This window comes from Martelella lutilitoris, from assembly GCF_005924265.1.
GTDB lineage: Bacteria > Pseudomonadota > Alphaproteobacteria > Rhizobiales > Rhizobiaceae > Martelella > Martelella lutilitoris.
The window spans coordinates 76,267-99,504 of sequence record NZ_VCLB01000003.1 but is presented as its reverse complement, the minus strand read 5'-3'; the positions used below and the strand labels follow the sequence as shown (position 1 = coordinate 99,504).

The following is a 23,238-nucleotide window of genomic DNA, read 5'->3' as shown; positions in this document are numbered from 1 at the left end:
GAAACGAGGCCGCGAGATCGTGTTGCCGCCCATACCCGGACCGGGCAACCTTCCGCCGCCCGGTCGCATTGCGGAGGGTTTTCGCGGTTCTACTTGTCGTCTCCCATGCCGTCCATCGTTTTCGCCGCGAAGCTTTCGACCGGCAGATCGACTGTCGCGGAGCCGGCCTTTTCGAAGGTGAGTTCGACCTTGACCGTGTCGCCTTCGATGAGCGGGGCCTTGAGCTTCATGAACATCACATGCAGGCCGCCGGGGGCGAGTTGCACAGTCTCATGGGCGGGCAGGGGAATGCCGTTCTCCATCTGGTACATCTTCATCACCTCGCCTTCCATGCGCATGTTGTGCAACTGCGTCATGCCGGCAAAATCGGCCTTGGCCGAGACCAGCCGGTCATCGCTGTCACCCCGGTTCTCGATGGACAGGAAGGCGCCGCCGACGGGTGCGCCCGGCAGTGTCGCGCGGGCAAAGGCGCCGGTGATCACAAGATCGCCGACCGTCACCGCATCATTCATCCGGTGCATCGGGGCGGTCTGATCTGAAGTGGTTTCGGCGAAGGCGGCCGGGGCAAGGGCGAGCGAAAGGGCGCCGGCAATGGCAAGGCGCGTCAGAACGGTTTTCATCGTCATCTCCATAATTGTCATCGGATTTCGCGCCGCAGAAGGCGCGTCGGGATCAGAAGACAGGAGCCGGAGGGCCGCGCGGATGATAGGAGCTTTGCGCCGGCCTGACGGCACAAGGGCTGTCGTTGCCGCCGAAGGTCTTCGCGACGAGCGGCAGATAGGCGGGTAGCGCCTCTTGCGGCGGGGGCGGCAGGATCGCGGCTTTCAGTCGGCAGGCATGGCAGGGGCCGTGCGCGCTCTGATCGTCGTCAGGCGCGCCGCCGCAGAAGCTGAAATCGGCATTCGTCAGAACAGGAGCCGGATGGGCGAGGGCGGCTCCCGCGGGCTGATAGACAAACACCAGGGCAAAGCAGGCAATGGCCGCAAGGCCTGCCGCAAGCTCAACCCAGATCTTTCGCCAATTGCCGTTCACGCGTTCTTTTTTAAGGACCGGCGGCGCCGGTCTCTCCTCCCTTGCGGTTTGACAGTTCTTAAGCAAAAATGCGGGCTTCGCAAGCGCGACGTCTAGCGTTCGGCGGATTTTCGCGCGCGGCGGCGGCGCCAGCGCGAGCGGCGCCCGGTGGTCTCGGCCGGATTGGGAAAGGCAATCTCGACGGTCAACCCGTCGTCGCGGTAGTGCCGCTCGATCGTGCCTTGCAACTCACCGATGATGTTGGCGTCGATCAGGCGGGTGCCGAAACCCTTGCGTTCGGGCTTGGAGACGGGGCCGCTGCCGCTTTCCTGCCAGAAAACCCTCAGCTTGCGTGTCGCGCCGCTTCCCTCGTAGGACCATGACACGTCCAGGCTGCCGCCGTCGCTCGACATGCCGCCATATTTCAGCGCGTTGGTCGCAAGTTCATGGAAGGTCAGGCTGAAGGCCTGGGTCGCCTTCTCGTCGAGTTCCGCGGACGGGCCGGAAACCTCGTAATGGGCATCTGCGTCGCCGAAGACCTGTTCAAGTTCCTTGGAGAGCAATTCCTTCAAGTCGGCGCGCTGCCAGCGCGAGCGGGTCAGCACATCCTGCGCCGTGGACATGGCCTGCAGCCGGGCGGCGTAGGATTCCATGAACTGCTCGAGGCTTTCGGCGTGATAGGCGGTCTGGCGGGCAATGGCGAGCATGCGGGCGATCGAGTTCTTGATCCGGTGCTTCATCTCCTGAAGCATCAGCTCGCGTTCCTGCAGCGATTTCTGGGTGACGCGCTGGACTTCCCTTGCCGCCGCCAGCGCCTTGATCTGCCACTGGGCGGCAAGCGCGAGCGCCACCGCCAGAAGCAGGGCGACGGAGCCGATGACGAAGGGGGTAATGTCGAATTCGGCCTTCTCGAACGCCGCGCTCGGCGCTATTTGCAGGACCCAGGTCCGCCCTGCAATGTCGACTTCGCGGGTGACTTCGGGGGTGCCGCGTTCAGTCGCAGCCGCGAAATTCGAAGATTTGAAAAGCGGGGTTTCGGGCGCTTGCTTGTCGTAGGCCTCGATCGCGACCGGCGCGGCCGGCACGTCGCCCATCACGGCCTGGTAAAGGTCGCCGGCGCGAAACGGCGCGTAGATGAAGCCGGAGAGAGGCAGATTGCCGTCGGCGGAATTCGGCCCTTCATCCATCTTGAAGGGCAGGTAAAGCAGGAAACCCACCTGCTTTTCGGTTGTGATCTCCTGGACAAGCTCGACCGGGCCGCTGGCGCGGGGCGTGTCCGTGGCGAAGGCATCGGCCATCGCCTCCCGGCGCACCGGATCACTGTACATGTCGAAGCCGATGGCCGCGCTGTTGCGCTCGTCCTCCGGCTCGAGCAGGACGATAGCGGCGCGGTAGTCCTGATCGGTCTCCGGCCAGATCGCGACATCCTCGCCGTAGAAGCGCGCGATCATATCCTCGGCCTTTGCCTCGTTCCCGGTGTAGACCATGCGGGCAAAGCCGATGCCCTGAATGCCGTCATAGCGACCTTCGGTATCGAGCCCCGCGACATAGGTCCGGAAGGCCTCCCGGTCGACCATGCCGTTGGTCGCCTCGAAGAAGGCCTTGGTGGCCTCCAGCAGCGACATGTGCTGGTAGAAGCGCGAGACGATGCGGTCGACGGCATCGCCGGCAACGATTTCGAACTTGGCACGGCGCTCGACTTCCGAGGCGCGGTAGATCGAAAACGACATGCCGAGGCCGATCGCGGTCACGACGACAAACACCAGAGCCGGTAAAAACCGGTTCAGCGAAGGAAGGCTACCCGCTCCAAGTCTATCGAAAATCTTTCGCATGCTTCTTCGCGACTGACCCAAAATTGCAAGGCTTTAATGCCGTTGCCGTTTCATTTCGCCCGGACGGTGAAATGTCTGTTTTCAATGATGTTTCGCCGAATAAACGCTTTGATGGCAAACGTCCGGCCAAGGCGGCGGGTAAGCGCCTGCCGAACTGAAAAACAAAGCGCTTTGACGTACATTCCCTGTTTTTCGGATGTTGTCAATCAACCTGACGCCGCCTTCGAACCGCCGTCTAAACCAGCCGTCGTCACGGAACCCTAGCGATCCGTCGCGCGTTTAAACCACAGAACGACAAAGCAAGCTGAAAGGAGCAGGCTTATGAATTGGGACCGTATCGAAGGCAACTGGAAGCAATTTACGGGCGAAGCCCAGGCCCAGTGGGGCAAATTGACCAATGATGATCTGGATGTCGTCGCCGGCAAGCGTGAAAAACTCATCGGCAAGATTCAGGAGCGCTATGGCAAGGAACGCGATGAAGCCGAGCGCGACGTCGACAACTGGATGTCGCGCATGAACTGATCGCGACAGTGGCAGTCAAGTCAAAGGCAGTGGTGGCAACACCGCTGCCTTTTTTGTACGCGTTTCTGCTCAAGGTGTCCCGACATGAAAAAGGCGGACCGTCCGCAGAGGGTCCGCCTGCAAATTTAAGCTGTGAAGAAAGGTCTACCGGCTGCGCGCGAAATTGACGATCACCGCGACCGCAAAGAACAGCAGGAACAGGAAGAAAAGAATCTGGGCAATACCCGCGGATGCGCCGGCGATACCACCGAAGCCGAGTGCGGCGGCGACAAGGGCAATGACGAGAAAGACAACGGCATAGTAAAGCATGATACTCTCCTTGTGTTTCGTGAAAGTAGAACGCCTTGTCGCCGGCCCGGTTCCCATGAAACGCAAAAAGGCGGCCGAAGCCACCTTTTACGGTTTAAGCATTATAAACCGGCCTTGTCAGGCCGCCTCTTGCTGCCTTTCCTGGAAGAACAGGGCCTGGCTGATCAGCGCCTTGACCATATCCGGGTTGAACGGCTTGGTGACGAGGAATGTCGGCTCGGGCCGCTCGCCGGTCAGAAGGCGCTCGGGGAAGGCGGTGATGAAGATCACCGGAATGGAATCGTGCTCGAGAATGTCGTTGACGGCATCGATGCCGGAGCTGCCGTCGGCAAGCTGGATATCGGCGAGCACCATGCCGGGCTTGGACGTGTTGTAGAGCTCCACTGCCTCCTTGTGGGTGCGCGCGATACCGGTGACCCGGTGGCCGAGGCTTTCGACCATCTGCTCGATATCCATGGCGATCAGCGGTTCGTCCTCGATAATCATGATGTCGGTGGCAACCTGGCGGGCAATCTCCGCCGACGCCTCATCGACGAGGCCGGGAATCTCGTCGGGCTCGACCTCGAGGATCGCCGCCGTTTCCTCATGCGAGAAGTTTTCAAGCGAGATCAGCAGAAAGGCCTGTCGGGGCTTCGCCGGCAGCGCCATCAGATTGGCGGCGGCGCGCTTTTCCCATGAGTACGGCGATTCAATGTCTTCGATCTCGATCGTCGTGGAACTGAACAGGCGTGAAAAGAGTTTATAGAGTGAAACCTTGTCGTCTCCGTCCTCTGGAAAAAGAGAGACATCCTCGATCAGCGTTTCGAGAACGGCGGCAACATAAGCATCGCCGGAGGTTTGCGAACCGGTCACGGCACGGGCGTACCGCCTGAGATATGGCAAATGGGCAGCGATACGGGTTGAAAGCGACATATTTTATAGTCTCCTGCCTCTGTAGAACTGTTGGGAAGGCTCAAAGAGCACTTTCAATGGGATCAAATGCATGAGCGAAAAAAAAGTTCCGACATCGACGGAACTTTTTATCACCGCCGGCGTTTTCGGCTTGAACATGAAATCGAGTATCAACGGGATAAAACTGGTGAAAAGCAATAGCAGTCTGGGGAAAGGAGAGGCGCAGCCGGGCACGGCAAGAAGCCCGGAAGAAGCGATCAGTCGCCGTCTCAAGGCCCTCTACAATGCCGTCGAACAGGAGGAGATACCGGATCGGTTTCTCGACCTGCTCGAACGTCTCGACGCGGCCGAAAGCGCTTCGACGCGCAAAGCAAAAGGGTGACGGCCTTGGTCAGGGAAGACGATACGACCTTCAAGCGCGACATGCTGAAGACGGTGCCGAGCCTGCGCGCCTTTGCGGTGTCTCTGTGCGGGCATCAGGACCTGGCGGACGATCTCGTCCAGGACACGATCATGAAAGCATGGGCCAAGCAGGAAAGCTTTGCCGAGGGTACGAATATCAAGGCCTGGCTGTTCACGATCCTGCGCAACGAATTCTACAGTCAGATGCGCAAGAGCGGTCGCGAGATCCAGGATTCCGACAATGTCTTCACCGAAAGGCTGTCGACGCATCCCGCCCAATACGGCGCGATGGACCTTCGCGATTTCCGCAAGGCGCTGAACAAGCTTCCCGATGATCAGCGCGAGGCGATCATTCTGGTCGGGGCCTCCGGTTTCTCTTATGAGGAAGCGGCCGCAATCTGTGAATGCGCCATCGGCACGATCAAGAGCCGCATCGCGCGTGCGCGCGGCAAGCTGCAGGAGCTTCTCGATATCCAGGGCGAGATCGACTTCGGTCCGGATTCGAATTCCGCTGCCGTCGTCAGCAGCGCCTTTGTTACACGTCCGGCATGAGGATCAGCCGCGACCGTCCCGTCATGAAACGAAGAAACGCCGTGCATTCAGGGGGACGACCCCGGCGCACGGCGTTTTCCGCGTCCTCGGAATTAATTTCGCGGCGGTAGGGAACCTGAGCACTGGTTAGGCGTTGTTGAGCGTGATTGAAATTCCGCGCATCAACACGGTCACCCGAAATATGACGGGAGAAGCACTTTCTTCCGCTCCAGCATGAAGAGCCTAATAGCCAGTGGAACATTTGCCGAGCGATATTGTCGATGCGATCAAGGATCGGGAGAGGTTGGACACGCTATCGCAGACAATCATGCGTGCCGCCGAGGTTGACGAGGATTTCGTCGCGATCGTCGAATCGGCAGCACTTCGCTTTTCATGTCCGGCGGCGCTCATCCTCATTGCAGACTATGACGAGAATTGGGTGCAGGCGGTCCACGGCATAAAGCCGGAGACGGTTCCGACGCGATCGGGCCTCTTCGTCTATCCGATCGCGCTCAAGCGGGACCCGGCTCTGATCCTCAACAATCCGGACGAGCAGGAAGATATCGCGCCGTCCGTGCCGAACTATGAAGGCAGGCCCGTAAAATTCTTCGCCGGCGCGCCGATCAAGGTGCACGGGGTCAATGCCGGCTCGCTGTGCGTCATCGACGGCAAGAACCATCGCGACATTTCCGATGAAGATGCCGAGGCGCTTCGTCGCCTCGCCAATCTCGCCGGCTCGCTTTACGAGCTGAAGGATGCTGCGCGCGGCAAGGCGTCTGCCGACCTCGCCCTGTCTCGCGCCCAGAAGCGCCACTCCATGGCGCTGCGCGCGGGCAATATCGCCGCCTGGAGCTGGGACCGGAAAAGCAGCACGGTGGAGTGCGACAATGCGCTGAGGGAAATGCTCGGGCTTCCGGCCGGAGAGCCGGTCACATGCCGCAGCCTGCTTTCCGCGATCGCGCCCGAAACCCGCTTTCCGCTCATGCGCCGGTTCAAGGCGGCGCTCGATCGCGGCGAGGAGTATCAGTGCGAGTTCAAGGCCGCCAAGACCGGAAAATGGTTGCTGTCGCTGGGCGGCGCGTATGAGAGCGTTCTCGCCGCCGATCAGAACGGGTCGGTCTTCGGCGTCGTGGTCGATATCTCGACCACCAAGGAGTCCGAACAAAAGACGCGGCTATTACTGCGTGAGCTGAACCACCGGGTCAAGAACACGCTCGCCATCGTTCAGTCGATTGCCGGCCAGACGTTGCGGCGCTCGCGCACTTCGGCCGAATTCAACATGGCCTTTTCCGGCCGGCTGCAGGCCTTGTCTGCCGCTCACACCCTGCTTTCAGACGAACAATGGGGCGCAATAGCGCTTGACCGGCTGCTCAGGTCCCAGGTGGCGCCTTACATCGACAGCAACAGCAGGCAGATCGATATTCACGGTAGCGCTGTCTTCCTCGACCCCGATGAGGCGCTGGCGCTCGGCCTTGTCATCCACGAACTGGCAAGCAATGCGGCGAAGTTCGGCGCGCTTTCCACGCGCGCCGGCGTTGTCGATATCACGGTCGCCTGCGGCGACGATGAAAACGGCGCCTCCCGCCTGGAGCTCGACTGGGTGGAAGTTGGCGGCCCGCCAGTCGCCCCGCCCGAACAGCGCGGCTTCGGCAGCGTGCTGATCGAACGCAGCCTCGATAAGATCATCGGCAGCAAGGTCGATGTCGATTTTGCCGATACGGGCCTCAGGGTGCATATCCGTATGCCGCTCCGCTTCTGCTGAGTTCTTTCCTCATTGCCGCCTTCGGGCGCACCCCTCCCGCCGGGTCAGATGCCTCGGCGGGTTTTTTTGACCCCCGGCAGCAAAAAAAACGTATCGAAGCCGGAACAAGGCGTCTGGCGGTACGTTTTGTTGGTGTGCAGCGAGTAATAAAAACGAGAGTAAAAAAAATAATAAAAATGCGCTCGCAAAGAAACACCCCAGAAAAGAGGAGTATTTTTATGCTTCGCAAGATTCTTTCGACTACGGCACTGGTAGCAGTTGTTTCCACCGGCGCAGCTTACGCGCAGGATGCCTCCAATACCGATACGATGGACAAGAAGCCCGCCGCGACAACCGGCATGGAAGCCGGGATGGAAACGGGCGCGACGCCGGTCTTTCCCGAGCGTCAGGCTGCTTCCGAAGACGCAAAGAGCTTCTTCGGCGCCACCGACCAGCAGGTTCTCGCAAGCTCGCTCCTCGGCTGGCCGGTCTATGGTCAGGATGCCGATGATCAGGGCCGCGAACAGGTCGGTGATATCAATGACATCGTGATGGATTCCAACGGCAATGCAACCGCTGCCGTGATCGGCGTCGGCGGCTTCCTCGGCATCGGCGAAAAGGATGTCGCCGTTTCCTTCGACCGGCTCGGCTGGCAGCAGGGCGAGAACGGCAACTGGCTGACGATTGATGCCACCGGCGAGGAGCTGGAGAATGCGCCGTCCTTCGAATATGACGACCCGAATCTCTTGGAGAACGGCACGGCCGCAATGCGTGAGGAGGCTGACCAGCTTCGCACGGCAACCAATGACGCGGCCAGCAATGTCGCCGATGAGACGCAGGATCTCGCCAACACGGCCGGCAACGCCATGAACCAGGCCGGCGAAGCTGCCGGCAATGCGATGAACGACATGGTCGCCGGCGTGAACAAGATGGGTGAGAATGCGGCGGAGAGCATGAACGTCGACAACCCGCGGCTGGAGGGCATGTCAGAAGTCGACATGGCGTCGATTTCCTTCGACGCGCTTGAGGATGCCGCCGTGCTGAGCGCCGATGGCGACAGTGTCGGCGAAGTCTCCGACGTCATGACCCATGGCGACCAGAGCGAGATCATTCTCGTGGTGGATGTCGGCGGTTTCCTCGGCATCGGCGAAAAGCCGGTCGCGATCTCGGCCGATTCGGTCCGGGTCATGAGCGATGGCGACGATTACATCGTCCAGACCAGCTACGATCGCGAGACGCTGGAAAACCAGCCGGAGTTCTCCGAACAGGCTCTGAATGAAAATCCGGATGCCGTTCTTCTGAACTGATAACTCCGGGAGCCGTTCGTTGCGGAAGGCCCGCGATCTTCGGATCGCGGGTTTTTCTTTGGCCGGAGAAAGATCAGACGCCCGGCTTTTCATGCCATTTGCCGCCTTCGCCGCGCTGAAGAAACGGCGTTGAGAAACAGGCATGGATGTTTGCCGCAAGGCCGGGTTCGAAGTCTTCAAGCAGGGCGCGGTGTTTCATTGTCTGCAGCATCGCCGCGCCGACTGCGACCGGGCGGATGCCGCATTTTTCCAGAAGAGACAGACCGGCGATGATCGAGCGCCCCGACGAGATCACGTCGTCGACAAGCGCCACGCGCTTGCCGGTCATAAGCGGCAGCATGCGCGGATCGATGAACAGGCGCTTGTCTTGGTCCGGCGTGGTCACCGAGTTCATCGGCATCGACAGCGCGTCCTCGTACCAGAACTTGCGGGAATTGCCGAGGGGAACGAAGCGGGCGTGGCCGAGCGCCCTGGCAACGCCGGCGGCAAGCGTCAATCCGAGCGTGGGCAGGCCGACGACGATATCGGGGTTGGCTACCGCCAGCCGTTTGGCAAGGTCTTCGGCCAGCGTGTCGCAGACGGAAAAGGAGGCCTGGTTGATGATCAGCGAGGCGAGCCCGCCCTCATCCACCGTGCGGATCGGCAGCAGCAATTGCCGGCCGTCGGCAAGGGTCGCCGGATAGGCGGTGGCAAGCGGCGCATGCGGGTCGTGCGTCTGTGGGGGCAGGAATTCCTGCCAGAAATCATAAGGTTGCATCTGGGCATGTCCTGGTCATGTCGGTCCGTGTTTTCCCCCTTGCGGCCATGGCAAAGATGCCGCCTGGCGGCGCGGCGTCAAAAAACACACTTGCCCTGCCTTTTATGCTTGGGTAGCCAGTAGAGGCAAGCGCGAGGGCAAAAGGCGGGGTTCATATGATCCATCTCTACAGGGTCGGCGGTGTCAAGACGGCCTTGCCGTCGTCGGGCGCGGCGGAGCCGCTTGGCGAAGACGTGATTTGGATCGACATGCTCGATCCGACCGAGGCCGACATGCAGCACATGGAAACGCTTCTGGGCGTGATGCTGCCGACCCGCGAGACGCTGAAGAACATCGAGCCCTCAAGCCGCTATTACACCGAGGGCAATGCCGTCTACATGACCGCCTCGATCGTGATGAACGTGGATTTCGGCCTGGCGCAGCTCACCGATGTCGGCTTCATCCTTGCTGAAGGCCGGCTCGTGACCATCCGTCATGCCGAGCCGAAGCCGTTCTTTCTCTTCGCCGCCGATCTGAAGCGGCTCGATATCGGGCCAGGGCAGGGCGCGCGGGTTCTGGCCCACCTGCTCGACACCATTGTCGACCGCACGGCCGAGATACTGGAACTGGCGGTCGCAAAGATCGACAATATCTCGATTGCCGTCTTCGGCGAGGGGGTGCGCGGACGCCGCCGCCCGCCGGCCGAGCTCGAGGAGCGGCTGATCGAGATTTCGACCTATCACCGGCTTGTCAGCAAGACGCGCGACAGCCTGATCACGCTGGCGCGGCTTTCCACCTATGTGCAGGCGCTCGGCCGCGTGCGTGACGACAAGCCGACCAAGGACCTCTGCCGCATCGTCGCCCACGACATCCAGTCCTTGTCGGAACATGCGAGTTTCGTCTCTTCCAACATTTCCTTCCTGCTCGATTCGTCGCTCGGTCTCGTCAACCTCGAACAGAACAACATCATGAAGCTGTTCTCCGTGGTTTCCGTGGTCTTCGCGCCACCGATGCTGATTGCCGGCATTTACGGCATGAACTTTGACCGCATGCCCGAATTGCATTGGGCATACGGCTATCCGGCCGCCATCGTGGCCATGCTCATGACCGGCATTCTCGCCATCTACTGGCTGCGCTCGCGCGGCTGGTTCTAGGGCTTTGGTCGAACAAATCCTGTTGCGCGATTGCGGTTGCGTGGAAGCTTGACTAGCATGGCCGTGAAAACTATGGTGCGCGCGACTTGACCGGGGGGTCCCAAAGGCTTTATCGCATTGCTGAAACGTCCGCCGAGGCCATTTCGGCCAGGGCAGATTTTCCAGGAAAGCGGATTTGATGGCTGAGGACGGGCAGGAGGACTTGGAAGAACGCCGCAAGCGGTTGGCCAATGAACTTGGCGCGCTGCGGAAAGGGCAGGGTGGAGAAAACGGGAAGAAGGCGGAGACATCCGCCAATGACCGTCGCGAGATGTCGAAGGGCCTGAAGCTTTCGAGCGAATTCATGGCCGCCATTTTCGTCGGTTTCATGATCGGTTTTCTCCTCGACAAGTTTGCCGGAACCGGCCCCTGGGGCATGATCGGCTTTCTGCTTCTCGGTTTTGGCGCCGGGGTCTTGAATGTGTTGCGCTCCGTCGGTTATGTGGCTGAGCCGGAAGACCGTCTTAAGAAAGACGGGAAATAGAGTTTGGTTCTGCGCGCATGGCCGCCCCAAGCGGGCGCGCGCAAGGTGAGAAGAGAGAGCACAGGTGTCAAACGATCCGACCCATCAGTTTCAGATCCACAACATCGTACCGATCAATGTCGGCGGACTGGACTTTTCCTTCACCAATGCATCGCTGTTCATGGCGGTCACGGTGGCCGCTGCCGCCGGATTCATGTATCTGGCGACGTCCAAGCGCGGTCTGATTCCCTCGCGCACCCAGTCGATCGCGGAACTGCTCTACGAATTCGTGGCCTCGATGCTGAGGGAGGGGGCTGGAACGAAGGGCATGGTGTTCTTCCCCTTCGTACTGACGCTCTTCCTGTTCCTGCTGACGGCCAATCTGATCGGCATGTTCCCCTATTTCTTCTCCGTGACCAGCCAGATCGTGGTGACCTTCGCCCTTGCCATTCTGGTGATGAGCGTGGTGGTCGGCTACGGCGTCTACAAGCACGGCTTCGGCTTCTTCAAGGTGTTTGTGCCGTCCGGTGTGCCCGCTGCCCTGCTGCCGCTGGTGACGATGATCGAGATCGTTTCGTTTCTCTCGCGACCCATCAGCCTGTCGGTTCGTCTTTTTGCCAATATGCTGGCCGGCCACATCACGCTCAAGGTTTTTGCCGGCTTCGTCGTCTCGCTGAGCGCGATCGGCACGATCGGAACCGGGGGCGCTATCCTGCCTCTGGCCATGACCGTCGCTCTGACGGCGCTGGAATTCCTGGTGGCCTTCCTGCAGGCCTATGTGTTTGCAGTCCTGACCTGCATGTATCTTAACGATGCCGTCAACGCAGGCGATCACTAGGGAATAAACTCTGTCGGTCCGGCTGGACAGCGCGGACCGGCATCGCTATTAAGCCGCAACAACCCATTCTTTCGAAGGAGTTCTTTTATGGAAGCGGAAGCAGCAAAGTTCATTGGTGCCGGTATTGCATGCCTCGGCATGGGTGCAACCTCCATGGGTCTGGGCCGCATCTTCGGTGACTACCTCACCGGCGCCCTGCGTAACCCCTCTGCAGCCGACAGCCAGTTCGGCCGCCTGGTCTTCGGCTTCGCCGTGACCGAAGCGCTCGGCATCTTCTCGCTGCTCGTCGCTCTTCTCCTGCTCTTCGCCGTTTAAGTTTAAACGGTCTGACGTTTTGGTCACGGCGTTTGGTTAGAACGCCGTGACATCGTTATCGAAGACCTCTGGAGGCGAGCATGATTGTGACACCGGCTCTGGCGCAGACATCGGAAGGCGCGGAAGCGCATACCGAGACCACGCTGGCCGAACTCGAGCATCACGAAGAACAGGTGTTCCCGCCATTTGATTTTGTGACCTTTCCGTCGCAGATCCTGTGGCTGGCCATTACGTTCGGCATCTTCTATCTGGTGATGAAGAGGGTGATCGTTCCGCGCGTCGGCTCCATCCTGGAAGATCGGCATGACCGGATCGCCCAGGACCTGGACGAAGCCGAAAGGCTGCGCAACGAGGCCGATGCCGCGATTGCCGCTTATGAAAAGGAATTGGCCCGGGCGCGTGATGAAGCGCGTTCGATTTCGGCGGCTGCCGCCGAAAAGGCGCGCGCCGAAGCCGAGGCCGAACGGGCCGAGCTTGAAGCCGAGCTTGGCAAGAAGCTTTCCGAAGCCAATGCCCGGATCGAGAAGGTTCGCTCCGAAGCTCTGGCCGAGGTCGGGACCATTGCCGAAGACACCGCCGCCCAGATCGTGACCCACCTCATTGGCGGGCGCGTGGCCAAGGGCGACGTGGAAGCGGCCGTTTCATCGGCCAAGGAGGGCTGATCATGGCACTTGACGCGACATTTTATGCCTTTGTCGGCCTGATCCTGTTCTTCATCGTCGTGGCCTATTTCAAGGTCCCCGGCATCATGCTGCGCTCGCTCGATTCGCGCGCGGATGAGATTCGCGACGAACTGGCGGAAGCCAAGCGTCTGCGCGAGGAGGCCCAGCACGTCTTGGCCGACTACCAGCGCAAGCGCCGCGAGGCCGAGGAAGAAGCCAAGGATATCGTCGCCGCTGCCGAACGCGAAGCCCAGGCGATCAAGGAAGAGGCGCGCCGCAAGACGGAAGAATATGTCGAGCGCCGCACCGCCTTTTCCGAGCAGAAGATCCGCCAGGCCGAGCATGATGCCATCGAGGCCGTGCGTGGCGCTGCAGTCGATGTTGCCGTTGAAGCGGCCCGCATCGTTCTGGAAAAGAAGGCAACGCCTGCCGTTCAGTCGAAGCTGTTTTCGAAGTCCGTCGATTCGGTCAAGACACGGCTCAACTGAGGGCGCAGATGCCTTTTTGAAGAAGAATATCGGCAAGCGCTGCGGCGCTTGCCGTTTTTGTTTTCAGGGCCCAGACGAGGGCGTTGGCATTGACTTTCCGGGAGTGAACAAATGGCAGAACGCATTGACGGCAAGGCGATTGCCGCAGGGGTGATCGAGACGGTCAAGACGGCCACGGCCGAACTGAAACGCGCCAAGGGCGTGGTGCCGGGGCTGGCGGTCGTGATCGTCGGCGATGATGCGGCCAGCCATACCTATGTGACGGCCAAGGGCAAGCGCGCCAAGGAATGCGGCTTTCATTCGGTACAGGTGACGCTTGATGCCGATACCAGCCAGGAAGAGCTTGAAAGGGTCGTCGGCGAACTCAATGCCGATCCTGCGATCCACGGCATTCTCGTGCAGCTTCCGTTGCCCGGCCATCTTGACGAGTTTCCGGTGATCCAGATGATCCGCCCGGAAAAGGACGTCGACGGGCTATCGATCGTCAATGCCGGCAAGCTTGCCGTGGGCGATCTGAAGACCGGCCTGATTTCCTGCACGCCCGCCGGGGCTATGATCCTCGTACGCTCGATCCACGGCGATGACCTCTCTGGCCTAAATGCCGTCGTCGTCGGCCGCTCGAACCTGTTCGGCAAGCCCATGGGGAGGCTTTTGCTGCAGGCGAACGCCACCGTCACCATGGCCCATTCCCGCACCGCCGATCTGGCGACCGTTTGCCGCAGCGCCGATATTCTGGTGGCGGCCACGGGCAGGGCGGAAATGGTCAAGGCCGATTGGGTGAAGCCCGGTGCCACGGTTATCGATGTCGGCATCACCCGCGTCCCGGCGCCCGAGCGCGGCGAGGGCAAGACACGCCTCCTCGGCGATGTCGATTTCGCCGCCTGCGAACCCGTCGCCGGCGCGATCACGCCCGTTCCCGGCGGCGTCGGGCCGATGACGATCACCATGTTGATGGCCAATACCGTGATCGCCGCCTATCGCGCGGCCGGTCTTGAGGCGCCGCGTTTTTGAAGGCTTTCCGGCGGAGGCCGGAAGAGGCCTGGCGCTGATTTTTAGCTGAACGCCTTGAAGGTGACGAGGGTGAAAGTGTCCTTTACCCCGTCGATCGTTTGCAGCTGGTTCGTCACAAAGTGCCCGATATCGACCTCGGCCGGAAGGTAGAACTTGGCGAGGAGGTCGTAGTGGCCGGAGGTCGAGTAGATTTCCGAGGTCTCCTCAAGCGTGCGCACGACAACGTCGGCAACGTCATAGGCCTGGCCGGGATGGCATTTGAACTGCACGAAAATGGTCTGCATGGTTTATCCTGACAGGGGTCACCCGCACGGGCGGCAAGAAGCCACGACCGCGGCTGTTGAAACAGATGTCATCTAGCGGAAATTTGAAGGCTCCGCAAATGATCAACATCTATAAATTTACTATGTTGATACAATATTCCGATATATATAATTAAATAACTGTTCTACGCATTACAGGAAGGCGGAGGCATCTGTTTCGGTTAAGATGTCGAAGCAAGAGCTTTTGCCGGAAGAGCCGGAACAATGACCGCCGGGTTCGGCGTTGAGGAAAAGAGAAAACAGGGAGACGACCCATGGCCATATCGGAACTGCTTACCAGCCGCCTCACGGACAAGACGCTTGCCCGTTCCGGCGCTTTCATCGCCGGAAAATGGACGGAGGCCGCAACCGGCGGCAAGACCTTCAACGTCACCAATCCGGCAACTGGGGAGGTGATCGCGACCCTTCCGGATTGCGGCAGGGAGGATGTCGACAGGGCAATCACAGCCGCGCACGAGGCGCAGAAGAGCTGGGCGAAAAAGACCGGCAAGGAGCGCGCGGCGATGCTGCGCAAGCTCTACGACCTGATGGTCGCCAATGCCGATGACCTGGCAACGATCCTCACCGTCGAGATGGGCAAGCCCTGGGCTGAGGCGCGCGGCGAGATCCTCTATGGCGCGGCCTATGTCGAGTGGTTCGGCGAGGAGGCCAAGCGCGCCTATGGCGATATCATTCCCGGCCACCAGGCCGACAAGCGCATCATGGTCATCCGCCAGCCGGTCGGCGTCGTGGGCGCGATCACGCCGTGGAATTTTCCGAATGCGATGCTTGCGCGCAAGATGGCCCCGGCGCTCGCCGCTGGCTGCTCGATCATTTCCAAGCCGGCGCAGCTGACGCCGCTTTCCGCTCTCGCTTTGGCCTATCTTGCCGAGCAGGCCGGGCTGCCGGCGGGCCTGTTCTCAGTGGTCACGGCCACCTCTTCCTCGATGGTCGGCAAGGCCTTTAGCGAGGATGACCGCGTGCGCAAGGTGACCTTCACCGGCTCGACCGAGGTCGGGCGGATCCTGATGCGCCAGGGCGCCGACCAGATCAAGAAGCTCGGGCTGGAGCTTGGCGGCAATGCCCCCTTCATGGTGTTCGACGACGCCGATCTCGATGCCGCCGTCGAAGGCGCGATTGCCTCCAAATACCGCAATGCCGGGCAGACCTGCGTGTGCGCCAACCGTCTTTATGTGCAGTCCGGCGTTTATGACGCCTTCGCTGAAAAGCTGGCCAAACGGGTGGCGGGTCTGAAGGTCGGAGACGGCATGGCCGAAGGCATGGATATCGGCCCGATGATCGACGAGAATGCCGTCGAGAAGGTGCAGGATCACATTCAGGACGCCGTTTCGAAGGGCGCTGAGATCACGCTCGGCGGCGGGCGTCACGAAAAGGGCGGCCTGTTCTTCCAGCCGACGGTGCTGACCGGCGTGACGCCGGAGATGAAATGCGCGCGCGAAGAGACCTTCGGGCCGGTCGCGCCGTTGTTCCGGTTCGAGACCGAGGAGGATGTGATCCACATGGCGAATGACACCGAATTTGGCCTTGCCTCCTACTTCTTCTCCTCGGACGTGGCGAAGATCTTCCGCGTGGCCGAGGCTCTGGAATACGGCATTGTCGGCGTCAACACGGGTCTCATCTCCACCGAGGTGGCGCCCTTCGGCGGCGTCAAGCAGTCAGGCCTCGGCCGCGAAGGCTCCAAATATGGCCTCGATGACTATACCGAGCTGAAATATATCTGCCTCGGCGGCATCGCGTAGCGAAAACAAAAAAAGGCGGGCTTTGTGCCCGCCTTTCTCATATCGGCAACAAGGGGACATCAGTCCTTGGCGCGCTCCACATAGGAGCCGTCTTCGGTGAGGATCACCACGCGGGTGCCGGCGTCGATATGCGGCGGCACCATGGTGCGCACGCCGTTTGACAGCATCGCGGGCTTGTAAGATGACGAGGCCGTCTGGCCTTTGACCACGGGCTCCGTCTCGGTGATTTCCAGCGTGACATGGCGCGGCAGCTCCAGCGCGATGGCGACGCCCTCATGGATCGACAGGATCACCGTCATGCCTTCCGACAGGTAGTTGGCGGCATCGCCCACATCGTCCGGGCTCATGGTGAGCTGGTCGTAGGTCTGAGGGTTCATGAAATGGAACCCTTCGGCGTCGTTATAGAGGAAGGTGTGGTCGGTGTCCTCGACGAAGGCCCGCTCCACCTGCTCGGTCGTCTTCCAGCGTTCCGAAACCTTGGTGCCGTCGGCAATGCGGCGCATGTCCACCTGGGTCACGGGCGTGCCCTTGCCGGGGTGAAAATTCTGGGCGGTAAGAACGACATAGAGCTTGCCGTCGACATCGACGACATTGCCCTTGCGCAGCGATGAGGCAATGACCTTGACCATGAGACTTCCTTGCTTTGGCGGCCGGGACTATCTATAGACCGCGCATTCCCATTGAATTCGTGAGAGCGGGACTAACGCAAATCCGCCCTGAATTCCAGTGCCAAACGCCGGATTGCACCGAACGGGAAGGAAAGGCTTCAGGAAATATGCCGGACGAAAACGCCGCTGCTCCGTCATCGCCCTGGTGGCTGCCCGACAGGCACCGCGACCGGCGGCCGGCGCTTCTGGCGCGCAGCCGGATCATGGGTGCGATGCGGGCCTGGTTTGCGGATGAGGGTTTCATCGAGGCCGATCTGCCGGCGCTTCAGGTCTCGCCCGGCAACGAAACCCATCTCCACGGTTTTTCCACGGCAATGATCGGCAATGACGGCGCGGCGAAGCCAATGTACCTGCACACCTCGCCGGAATTTGCAGCCAAGAAACTGCTGACGGCGGGCGAGGAACGGCTGGTCACTTTTTCCCATGTCTATCGCAACCGCGAGCGCGGTCCACTGCATCATCCGGAATTCACAATGGTGGAATGGTATCGCGCGCGCGCGCCCTATGCGCGCCTGTTTACCGACTGCGCCGCCCTGCTGGCGCTTGCCGCACGGGCCGCGGGAACCGAGCGCTTCGCCTGGCGGGGGAGTGATTGCGATCCCTTCGCCGAAATCGAGCGGCTGAGCGTTGCCGAGGCCTTCGCGCGTTTTGCCGGGATTGATCTACTCGCCACGATCGGTGCAGATGGCGATACCGACCGCGACGGCCTTGCCGGGCAGATGAGCGGCAAGGGGCTTCGATATGGCGATGATGACAGCTGGTCGGACCTTTTTTCGCGCGTGCTTGTCGAAAAGATCGAACCAAGGCTCGGCCATGGCCGCGCCACGCTGCTCGATGCCTATCCCGCGCCGGAGGCCGCCCTCGCCCGCAAGAGCGAAGAGGAGCCGCGCGTCAGCGAACGCTTCGAGCTCTATGTCTGCGGCGTCGAGCTTGCCAACGGCTTCGGCGAGCTGACGGACGCCAAGGAGCAGCGCCGCCGCTTCGAGGCGGATATGGCGGAGAAAGCGCGCATCTACGACGAGACCTATCCGATCGACGAGGATTTTCTCTCAGCCCTCGAACATATGCCGCCGGCAAGCGGCATCGCGCTCGGCTTCGACCGGCTGGTGATGCTCGCAACCGGCGCGCGCCGGATCGAGGATGTGCTCTGGGCGCCTGTTGCCGGGTGACGCTCAGTCGCCTTCGCCGTTGCAGGCATGGCGGGTCATGTCATTGCCGGCGAGCACGGGCTGAAGCGTGCGCAACTGGGCGCTGCCGCCGTTTCGAAGATCCGGCTGGATGATCATCGGCGCGTTTTTCGGCCACCAGTCGCCGCTTGCCCAATAGGCCCAGCCGATCCAGGCCTTCTGATCGTTCTGGATAATGTCCACGATCTGCTTCAGGCCGCGCAGGCATTCGATCTGGTCGGACGTGCCGAACTCGCCGAGGAATCCCTGGTAGTCGTTGGCGTTCAGCCAGTCGGTGAAGCTCTTGATGGCATCGACCGCACCGTCGATATGGCTGCAGTCATCCGCCTTTCCGGAATAGTCGGCGTCGGAATACTGATGCACCTCGAAGGCAAAAAAGTCCTGAGGGTCAACCACGCCGGTCATCACCGAGGCATTGGATGGGCCGTAGAAGGTCTGTTCCCAGCTATGGGCGCCGGTCCAGGCCGTGCCCGGAACGAGGATCAGGTTGCCGGCTCCGATATTGCGGATCGCCGCGATCGCCGCGTTGGCGGCGGTCAGCCATTCCGGCGCCTCGATGTCGTGCGGCTCGTTCATCAGGCCGAAGATGATATCATCGTCATTGGCGAAGACGGCCGAGAGCCGCTTCCAGAAATCTGCGAAGGCGTCGACCGGAACATCCGGGCTTCCGATCACCTGGCCGCGATAGCGCGCATAATTGTGCGGATCGAGGATGACGACCATGTTGTTGTCGCGGGCGTCGGAGACCGTTGCCTGGATACGCGCCATTTCCGCCGGGTCGAAAACCCCGTTCAAAGAGGGCTGGAGCCTTTCCCAGAGAAAGGGCAGGCGGATGGCATTGAACTTGTCCTTGGCAAGCGAGTCGATCGTGTCCTCGGAAGGGTAGATATAGCCCTGGCCGTAAGGGTCTCCGGGCTTGCCGAATTCGGCGCCGGCGACGTTGATCCCGTGCAGCGTCATTTCACAGTTCTGCGCGGCAAGGGCAGTTGATGACATTGCCAGGGACAAGGCCGTCGCTGCGATGGCTGCGGTCGACAGCCGCGACTTGAACTTTGTCATAAAAGACTGGCATGGCGCGGATCCCCTCAAGCGACGCATATACTGATACTCCAATCATCCATTCCGCCTTCGGGCGGGTCGGCCCCTGTTATGACAGCTATTATCGGACTATAGCGCGTGTGGGCCCGCTGAAGTCAAGCCGCCCTCTTTGCCGGTAACGATAGTGTGCGGTCCGGCGGATGAAAACAAACGGAGAGGCGCGATTGGCGGCAATCCGCATCTTTGAGTCGTGGATGCTACAGCAGAGACCGCCGCGACATAGTCTGATGGCTCATCGGGCGGTTGAAAGCGCACCCGCCAGCCTTTATGACCGGTCGGCTGCCTGAACGGGCGGCGGCCGGCGCTCACTGAACGGGAAACGACAATGAAAGACTTCGTGCTCACGGTAACATGCCCTTCAACGCGCGGCATTGTCGCGGCGATTTCCGGCTATCTGGCGGCGGAGGGCTGCAACATCATCGACAGTTCCCAGTTCGATGATCTGGAGACCGGTCGCTTCTTCATCAGGATCAGCTTCATCTCCGAGACCGGAACCGGGCTTGAAGCGTTGAGGGACGGTTTTGCCGCGATCGCCGCGCCCTTCGACATGGACTACAATTTCCATGACGGCGAATACCGGTTGAAGACGCTGATCATGGTCTCGCGCTTCGGCCATTGCCTCAACGACCTTCTCTACCGCTGGCGCATCGGCGCACTGCCGATCGACATTGTCGGCGTGGTGTCGAACCACCTCGACTACCAGAAGCTCGTCGTCAATCATGACATCCCCTTCTACCACATTCCGGTGACGAAGGAGACGAAGCCCGCCGCCGAGGCGCGGCTTTTCGAACTCATCGACCAGACGGAGGCCGAATTGGTGGTGCTGGCGCGCTACATGCAGGTCCTCTCCGACGATCTGTGCCGCAAGATGGCCGGGCAGGTGATCAATATCCATCATTCCTTCCTGCCAAGCTTCAAGGGCGCGAACCCCTACAAGCAGGCCTATCAGCGCGGCGTGAAGCTGATCGGGGCGACGGCGCATTATGTCACAGCCGATCTCGACGAAGGCCCGATCATCGAGCAGGAGACGGTGCGCATCACCCACGCGCAAAGCCCGCAGGACTATGTCGCGCTCGGCCGCGATGTCGAGGCGCTGGTGCTGGCGCGCGCCATCCATGCCCATATTCACCACCGCGTATTCGTCAACGGCAACCGCACGGTTGTCTTTCCGCCGTCAGCCGGCTCCTACGCGTCGGAACGGATGGGCTGATCACAGTCCTTTCCGTCTGTTTTCTGCAGTCAAAGGTTGTATTCTTGAGGGGCGCTCGAATTTTCGGGCCGCCCCTCTTGTCTGTTGCGCCGACCTCTCTATCTAGAGGAAAGCTGCCTGCCGCGGTCCCGACGGAAGAGCATTCATTTTTCGTCATCGCCAGCGTTTTGACATGTTTTTGAAGAATTTCGACGATATGAACAAAATATAAGCTTGGTTTTGATTCGGGTTTTCGGGTAAAACCTGTTCCATCGCAATCTTGTCCAACCCTTCGCAATGCGGGAGCGTTCAATGTCTTTCGAGGCGCTGAAAACAACAAACATGAACGAAGCCGGATACGCGACGGGTGTACTCCGATGCTGTCGCACGAGCGCCAGGGCCATTCGGGTCGCACATCAGGGTTGAAACAAATTGGCCGGTCATTTGCAGGCCGGAGTTGATGATCATGAAAAAGCAGATGGTTGAATTCGGTGGTCAGCCGGTCGGGATCGTTGTTCCCGAAAACGGACGGCTGAGGTTTGTCGCCGTCAAGTTTCACGTCCACGCGCTGGATGGCGGTCTTTATGCCACAATGGAAGAATTGCGCGCCGCAATCCGGGAGCATCTCTCGCGCTGGTCGGGCGATGATCCTGCCCGGGTGGCTGCTGCCGGCTAATCGGTCGCGCGGCTTGCGTCCCGCGCCTTGATATCTATTGTGCCGGCCTCATGCCGGGCGTAAACTTCGCCTGTCGGCACGCGGCATTCATTTCGGTTTCGCGCCGGAAAATCGGCGTCGGCATGCCGGAACAAACAGGACGCTTGCGCGTTGGTGAGTGCAGTGGCCGAACTCAAATTTGGGAGATCCAATATGGCAGAAAGCAAAAGCACCGGTGGACAGGCTGGCAAGACGACCGAGGCCGACATCCAGGCGCAGATCGACCAACTGCGCGAGGATATTGCCGGCCTGACGAAGCTGATCGGCTCACTTGGCAATGAAAAGGCCTCCGACGCACGGGCACGCGCCGAAAAATTCCGCGATGACGCGACCAAGAAAGGCCAGGAGGCCTACGACCGGGCGCGCGAGGAAGCGATGTCGATCGAAGAAGATATCGAGGATCACATCCGCAGCCGTCCGCTGCAGTCCATCCTGATGGCTGCCGGTTTCGGCTTCCTGGCCGCGCTGCTGACGCGGCGTTAAGGCATGGATCGGTTCATCTCCCTGGCGGCGGCCATCATGGCAATTGATGGCCGCATGGTCGTGCGTTCAGCCAAGCGGAATGCGGTTCTGGTCGTCGTCCTGCTGTTTCTGTTCATGTCCGCCTATGTGAGCGGCGTGATAGCGCTCGCCATCTATCTGGCGGAGATTTTTGGCCCGTTGGGCGCGGCGCTGACCGTGGCAATCGCCTCGCTGACGCTCGCGATCTTGGTGCTTGCCTATGCGATGCTGATGAACCGCGCGGAGCGGCGGCGTTACCGCGCTGCAAAGTACGCGACCGAGGAAATGCTTGAAGGCGTCCTCGGCGTTGTTCCCGTGATGATGAAGCAGAAGCCGATCTCCGGACTGACTGCGGTCGCGGGGCTCGCCTTCGTTCTGGCGCGGGCCTTCCAGAAGAAATAGCGCCGGCTTTGGCCGGACCGGGCGGCGCGAGGCCGCCTTTTTGATGCTCCCGGCAAACGCGCCGGGAGGTCGCGTCAGCGTCCGTCGAACGGACATGGTTTTCTCGGGGGAGCTTTCATGACAATTGCACCAAAAGATTTGCCGAAACGCCAACTCGGCGCCACCGACATGATGATTACCCGCGCCGGTTTCGGCGCCTGGGCCGTCGGAGGCGGCGGATGGGCAGCCGGATGGGGCGCGCAGGACGACAGCGATTCCATTGCCGCCATTCGAAGGGCGATCGATGCCGGGATAAATTGGATCGACACGGCGTCCGTTTACGGTCTCGGCCATTCGGAAGAGGTCGTCGGCAGGGCGATTGCCGACATGGCGCCGTCGCAACGGCCCTATATTTTCACGAAATGCGGTATGGTCTGGAACGATGACGACCCGATGGAAACGCCGAAACGGATCGGCAATCCGGACAGCCTGAGGGCGCAGACGGAAGCCTCGCTGAAGCGGCTCGGCGTCGAGGTCATCGACCTGATGCAGATCCACTGGCCGTCGAACGATGTGCCGCTTGCCGAATACTGGGGCGCGATGTGCGAGCTGAAGGCAGAAGGCAAGGTGCGGGCAATCGGCCTTTCCAACCACGGCATAGACCAGCTCGAAGAGGCCGAGGCGATCGGTCATGTCGATACGCTGCAGCCGCCCTTTTCGGCGATCCGCCGTGATACGGCGGCGGAGCTTCTGCCCTGGGCGCGCGCCAACGACACCGGCGTGATCTGCTACAGCCCGATGCAGGCCGGCCTTTTGACGGGGCGCTTCTCCAAGGAGCGTGCTGCCGCGCTGCCCGATGACGACTGGCGCAAGAACAGCGGAAATTTCAATGGCGAGGCGCTTGAGGCCAATCTGGCGCTGGCCGAAGCGCTGAAGCCGGCGGCCGAGCGCCACGGCGTCAGCCAGGCGGCCATTGCCATTGCCTGGGTTCTGGCCTGGCCAGGTTTGACCGGGGCGATTGTCGGCGCGCGCAAGCCCGAGCAGATCGATGGCTGGGTTGCCGCCGCCAGCCTGGAACTTGATGATGACGACCTCGACGCGATCGCCGCTGCGATCGAGAAGACCGGCGCCGGCAGCGGGCCCAAACGCCCCTGAGCCGCCGCGACGCACAGAAGTCTGGAGACG

General features: G+C 60.9%; 28 protein-coding genes. 19 read left to right on the top strand and 9 right to left on the bottom strand.

Features of this window, described 5'->3' with window-relative positions; translation table 11 throughout:
• Nucleotides 1-89: 89 nt before the first annotated feature.
• The 3 genes from FF124_RS05570 to FF124_RS05560 all read right to left on the bottom strand — a co-directional run bounded on the left by FF124_RS05570 (nucleotide 90) and on the right by FF124_RS05560 (nucleotide 2,843).
• The gene (locus FF124_RS05570; protein ID WP_246072199.1) at nucleotides 90-620 is read right to left on the bottom strand and encodes a copper chaperone PCu(A)C; all 531 of its coding nucleotides are present in this window, start codon (nucleotides 618-620) and stop codon (nucleotides 90-92) included.
• A 52-nt stretch (nucleotides 621-672) separates the two neighbouring features.
• Nucleotides 673-1,032: a hypothetical protein gene (locus FF124_RS05565; RefSeq protein WP_138747508.1), complete on the bottom strand. Its 360-nt coding sequence runs from the start codon at nucleotides 1,030-1,032 to the stop codon at nucleotides 673-675.
• 92 nt (nucleotides 1,033-1,124) lie between these two features.
• On the bottom strand, nucleotides 1,125-2,843 hold the full coding sequence (locus tag FF124_RS05560; RefSeq protein ID WP_138747507.1) for a CHASE domain-containing protein: 1,719 nt from the start codon (nucleotides 2,841-2,843) through the stop codon (nucleotides 1,125-1,127).
• Nucleotides 2,844-3,164: 321 nt separating this feature from the next.
• On the opposite strand from FF124_RS05560, the gene FF124_RS05555 reads away from it, so the two are divergent.
• Entirely contained in the window at nucleotides 3,165-3,365 is a 201-nt protein-coding gene (locus FF124_RS05555; RefSeq protein ID WP_138747506.1) for a CsbD family protein, read from the top strand.
• A 144-nt stretch (nucleotides 3,366-3,509) separates the two neighbouring features.
• Here FF124_RS05555 and FF124_RS05550 read toward each other — a convergent pair whose 3' ends face one another.
• Nucleotides 3,510-3,674 (bottom strand): DUF1328 domain-containing protein, encoded by a 165-nt coding sequence (locus FF124_RS05550; RefSeq protein ID WP_018064841.1) that lies wholly within the window; start codon nucleotides 3,672-3,674, stop codon nucleotides 3,510-3,512.
• Between the two features lie 117 nt (nucleotides 3,675-3,791).
• The gene (locus tag FF124_RS05545) at nucleotides 3,792-4,586 is read right to left on the bottom strand and encodes a response regulator (RefSeq protein ID WP_138747505.1); all 795 of its coding nucleotides are present in this window, start codon (nucleotides 4,584-4,586) and stop codon (nucleotides 3,792-3,794) included.
• Nucleotides 4,587-4,656: 70 nt separating this feature from the next.
• Between FF124_RS05545 and FF124_RS21000 the strand changes: the two genes are divergently transcribed.
• The 4 genes from FF124_RS21000 to FF124_RS05525 all read left to right on the top strand — a co-directional run bounded on the left by FF124_RS21000 (nucleotide 4,657) and on the right by FF124_RS05525 (nucleotide 8,546).
• On the top strand, nucleotides 4,657-4,947 hold the full coding sequence (locus FF124_RS21000; RefSeq protein WP_138747504.1) for a NepR family anti-sigma factor: 291 nt from the start codon (nucleotides 4,657-4,659) through the stop codon (nucleotides 4,945-4,947).
• Nucleotides 4,948-4,952: 5 nt separating this feature from the next.
• Nucleotides 4,953-5,519 carry an RNA polymerase sigma factor gene (locus tag FF124_RS05535; RefSeq protein ID WP_281285231.1) on the top strand — a complete coding sequence of 189 codons (567 nt, stop codon included), beginning with the start codon at nucleotides 4,953-4,955 and terminating at the stop codon, nucleotides 5,517-5,519.
• A gap of 232 nt (nucleotides 5,520-5,751) precedes the next feature.
• Nucleotides 5,752-7,260 carry a sensor histidine kinase gene (locus FF124_RS05530; protein WP_138747503.1) on the top strand — a complete coding sequence of 503 codons (1,509 nt, stop codon included), beginning with the start codon at nucleotides 5,752-5,754 and terminating at the stop codon, nucleotides 7,258-7,260.
• Nucleotides 7,261-7,478: 218 nt separating this feature from the next.
• Entirely contained in the window at nucleotides 7,479-8,546 is a 1,068-nt protein-coding gene (locus FF124_RS05525) for a PRC-barrel domain-containing protein (protein WP_187326824.1), read from the top strand.
• A 73-nt stretch (nucleotides 8,547-8,619) separates the two neighbouring features.
• Here the strand turns inward: FF124_RS05525 and FF124_RS05520 are convergent, their stop codons facing one another.
• Nucleotides 8,620-9,303, bottom strand: coding sequence for a phosphoribosyltransferase (locus FF124_RS05520; protein ID WP_138747501.1), 684 nt, complete (start codon nucleotides 9,301-9,303; stop codon nucleotides 8,620-8,622).
• A 155-nt stretch (nucleotides 9,304-9,458) separates the two neighbouring features.
• Here FF124_RS05520 and FF124_RS05515 point away from each other — a divergent pair, with 155 nt between their 5' ends.
• The 7 genes from FF124_RS05515 (at nucleotide 9,459) to FF124_RS05485 (ending at nucleotide 14,252) form a co-directional block, all read left to right on the top strand.
• Nucleotides 9,459-10,436, top strand: a complete 978-nt coding sequence (locus tag FF124_RS05515) for a magnesium transporter CorA family protein (protein WP_138747500.1) — start codon at nucleotides 9,459-9,461, stop codon at nucleotides 10,434-10,436.
• A 178-nt stretch (nucleotides 10,437-10,614) separates the two neighbouring features.
• On the top strand, nucleotides 10,615-10,959 hold the full coding sequence (locus FF124_RS05510; protein ID WP_138747499.1) for an AtpZ/AtpI family protein: 345 nt from the start codon (nucleotides 10,615-10,617) through the stop codon (nucleotides 10,957-10,959).
• A gap of 64 nt (nucleotides 10,960-11,023) precedes the next feature.
• Nucleotides 11,024-11,776 carry a F0F1 ATP synthase subunit A gene (locus FF124_RS05505; protein ID WP_138747498.1) on the top strand — a complete coding sequence of 251 codons (753 nt, stop codon included), beginning with the start codon at nucleotides 11,024-11,026 and terminating at the stop codon, nucleotides 11,774-11,776.
• 87 nt (nucleotides 11,777-11,863) lie between these two features.
• Nucleotides 11,864-12,091 (top strand): F0F1 ATP synthase subunit C, encoded by a 228-nt coding sequence (locus tag FF124_RS05500; protein ID WP_018063478.1) that lies wholly within the window; start codon nucleotides 11,864-11,866, stop codon nucleotides 12,089-12,091.
• An 80-nt stretch (nucleotides 12,092-12,171) separates the two neighbouring features.
• On the top strand, nucleotides 12,172-12,753 hold the full coding sequence (locus tag FF124_RS05495) for a F0F1 ATP synthase subunit B (RefSeq protein ID WP_138747497.1): 582 nt from the start codon (nucleotides 12,172-12,174) through the stop codon (nucleotides 12,751-12,753).
• Between the two features lie 2 nt (nucleotides 12,754-12,755).
• Nucleotides 12,756-13,241 carry a F0F1 ATP synthase subunit B gene (locus FF124_RS05490; RefSeq protein ID WP_024706029.1) on the top strand — a complete coding sequence of 162 codons (486 nt, stop codon included), beginning with the start codon at nucleotides 12,756-12,758 and terminating at the stop codon, nucleotides 13,239-13,241.
• A 111-nt stretch (nucleotides 13,242-13,352) separates the two neighbouring features.
• On the top strand, nucleotides 13,353-14,252 hold the full coding sequence (locus FF124_RS05485) for a bifunctional methylenetetrahydrofolate dehydrogenase/methenyltetrahydrofolate cyclohydrolase (protein WP_138747496.1): 900 nt from the start codon (nucleotides 13,353-13,355) through the stop codon (nucleotides 14,250-14,252).
• Between the two features lie 41 nt (nucleotides 14,253-14,293).
• Here the strand turns inward: FF124_RS05485 and FF124_RS05480 are convergent, their stop codons facing one another.
• Nucleotides 14,294-14,536, bottom strand: a complete 243-nt coding sequence (locus tag FF124_RS05480) for an Lrp/AsnC family transcriptional regulator (RefSeq protein ID WP_138747495.1) — start codon at nucleotides 14,534-14,536, stop codon at nucleotides 14,294-14,296.
• A 293-nt stretch (nucleotides 14,537-14,829) separates the two neighbouring features.
• Here FF124_RS05480 and FF124_RS05475 point away from each other — a divergent pair, with 293 nt between their 5' ends.
• Nucleotides 14,830-16,314, top strand: a complete 1,485-nt coding sequence (locus tag FF124_RS05475; protein WP_138747494.1) for an NAD-dependent succinate-semialdehyde dehydrogenase — start codon at nucleotides 14,830-14,832, stop codon at nucleotides 16,312-16,314.
• 59 nt (nucleotides 16,315-16,373) lie between these two features.
• Here FF124_RS05475 and efp read toward each other — a convergent pair whose 3' ends face one another.
• On the bottom strand, nucleotides 16,374-16,943 hold the full coding sequence (efp, locus tag FF124_RS05470; RefSeq protein ID WP_138747493.1) for an elongation factor P: 570 nt from the start codon (nucleotides 16,941-16,943) through the stop codon (nucleotides 16,374-16,376).
• 146 nt (nucleotides 16,944-17,089) lie between these two features.
• Here efp and epmA point away from each other — a divergent pair, with 146 nt between their 5' ends.
• Complete coding sequence (epmA, locus tag FF124_RS05465) at nucleotides 17,090-18,151, top strand: EF-P lysine aminoacylase EpmA (RefSeq protein ID WP_138747492.1); 1,062 nt, start codon at nucleotides 17,090-17,092, stop codon at nucleotides 18,149-18,151.
• Nucleotides 18,152-18,154: 3 nt separating this feature from the next.
• Here the strand turns inward: epmA and cel5A are convergent, their stop codons facing one another.
• Complete coding sequence (gene cel5A, locus FF124_RS05460; RefSeq protein WP_246072197.1) at nucleotides 18,155-19,129, bottom strand: endoglucanase Cel5A; 975 nt, start codon at nucleotides 19,127-19,129, stop codon at nucleotides 18,155-18,157.
• A gap of 463 nt (nucleotides 19,130-19,592) precedes the next feature.
• On the opposite strand from cel5A, the gene purU reads away from it, so the two are divergent.
• The 5 genes from purU to FF124_RS05435 all read left to right on the top strand — a co-directional run bounded on the left by purU (nucleotide 19,593) and on the right by FF124_RS05435 (nucleotide 23,208).
• Nucleotides 19,593-20,477, top strand: coding sequence for a formyltetrahydrofolate deformylase (gene purU, locus FF124_RS05455; protein ID WP_138747490.1), 885 nt, complete (start codon nucleotides 19,593-19,595; stop codon nucleotides 20,475-20,477).
• A 445-nt stretch (nucleotides 20,478-20,922) separates the two neighbouring features.
• Nucleotides 20,923-21,132, top strand: a complete 210-nt coding sequence (locus FF124_RS05450; protein WP_187326823.1) for a hypothetical protein — start codon at nucleotides 20,923-20,925, stop codon at nucleotides 21,130-21,132.
• A gap of 192 nt (nucleotides 21,133-21,324) precedes the next feature.
• Nucleotides 21,325-21,654, top strand: a complete 330-nt coding sequence (locus FF124_RS05445) for an ElaB/YgaM/YqjD family protein (protein ID WP_138747489.1) — start codon at nucleotides 21,325-21,327, stop codon at nucleotides 21,652-21,654.
• Between the two features lie 3 nt (nucleotides 21,655-21,657).
• On the top strand, nucleotides 21,658-22,074 hold the full coding sequence (locus FF124_RS05440) for a hypothetical protein (protein ID WP_138747488.1): 417 nt from the start codon (nucleotides 21,658-21,660) through the stop codon (nucleotides 22,072-22,074).
• A gap of 117 nt (nucleotides 22,075-22,191) precedes the next feature.
• Nucleotides 22,192-23,208, top strand: a complete 1,017-nt coding sequence (locus tag FF124_RS05435) for an aldo/keto reductase (RefSeq protein ID WP_210237442.1) — start codon at nucleotides 22,192-22,194, stop codon at nucleotides 23,206-23,208.
• The last annotated feature ends 30 nt before the right edge of the window (nucleotides 23,209-23,238 follow it).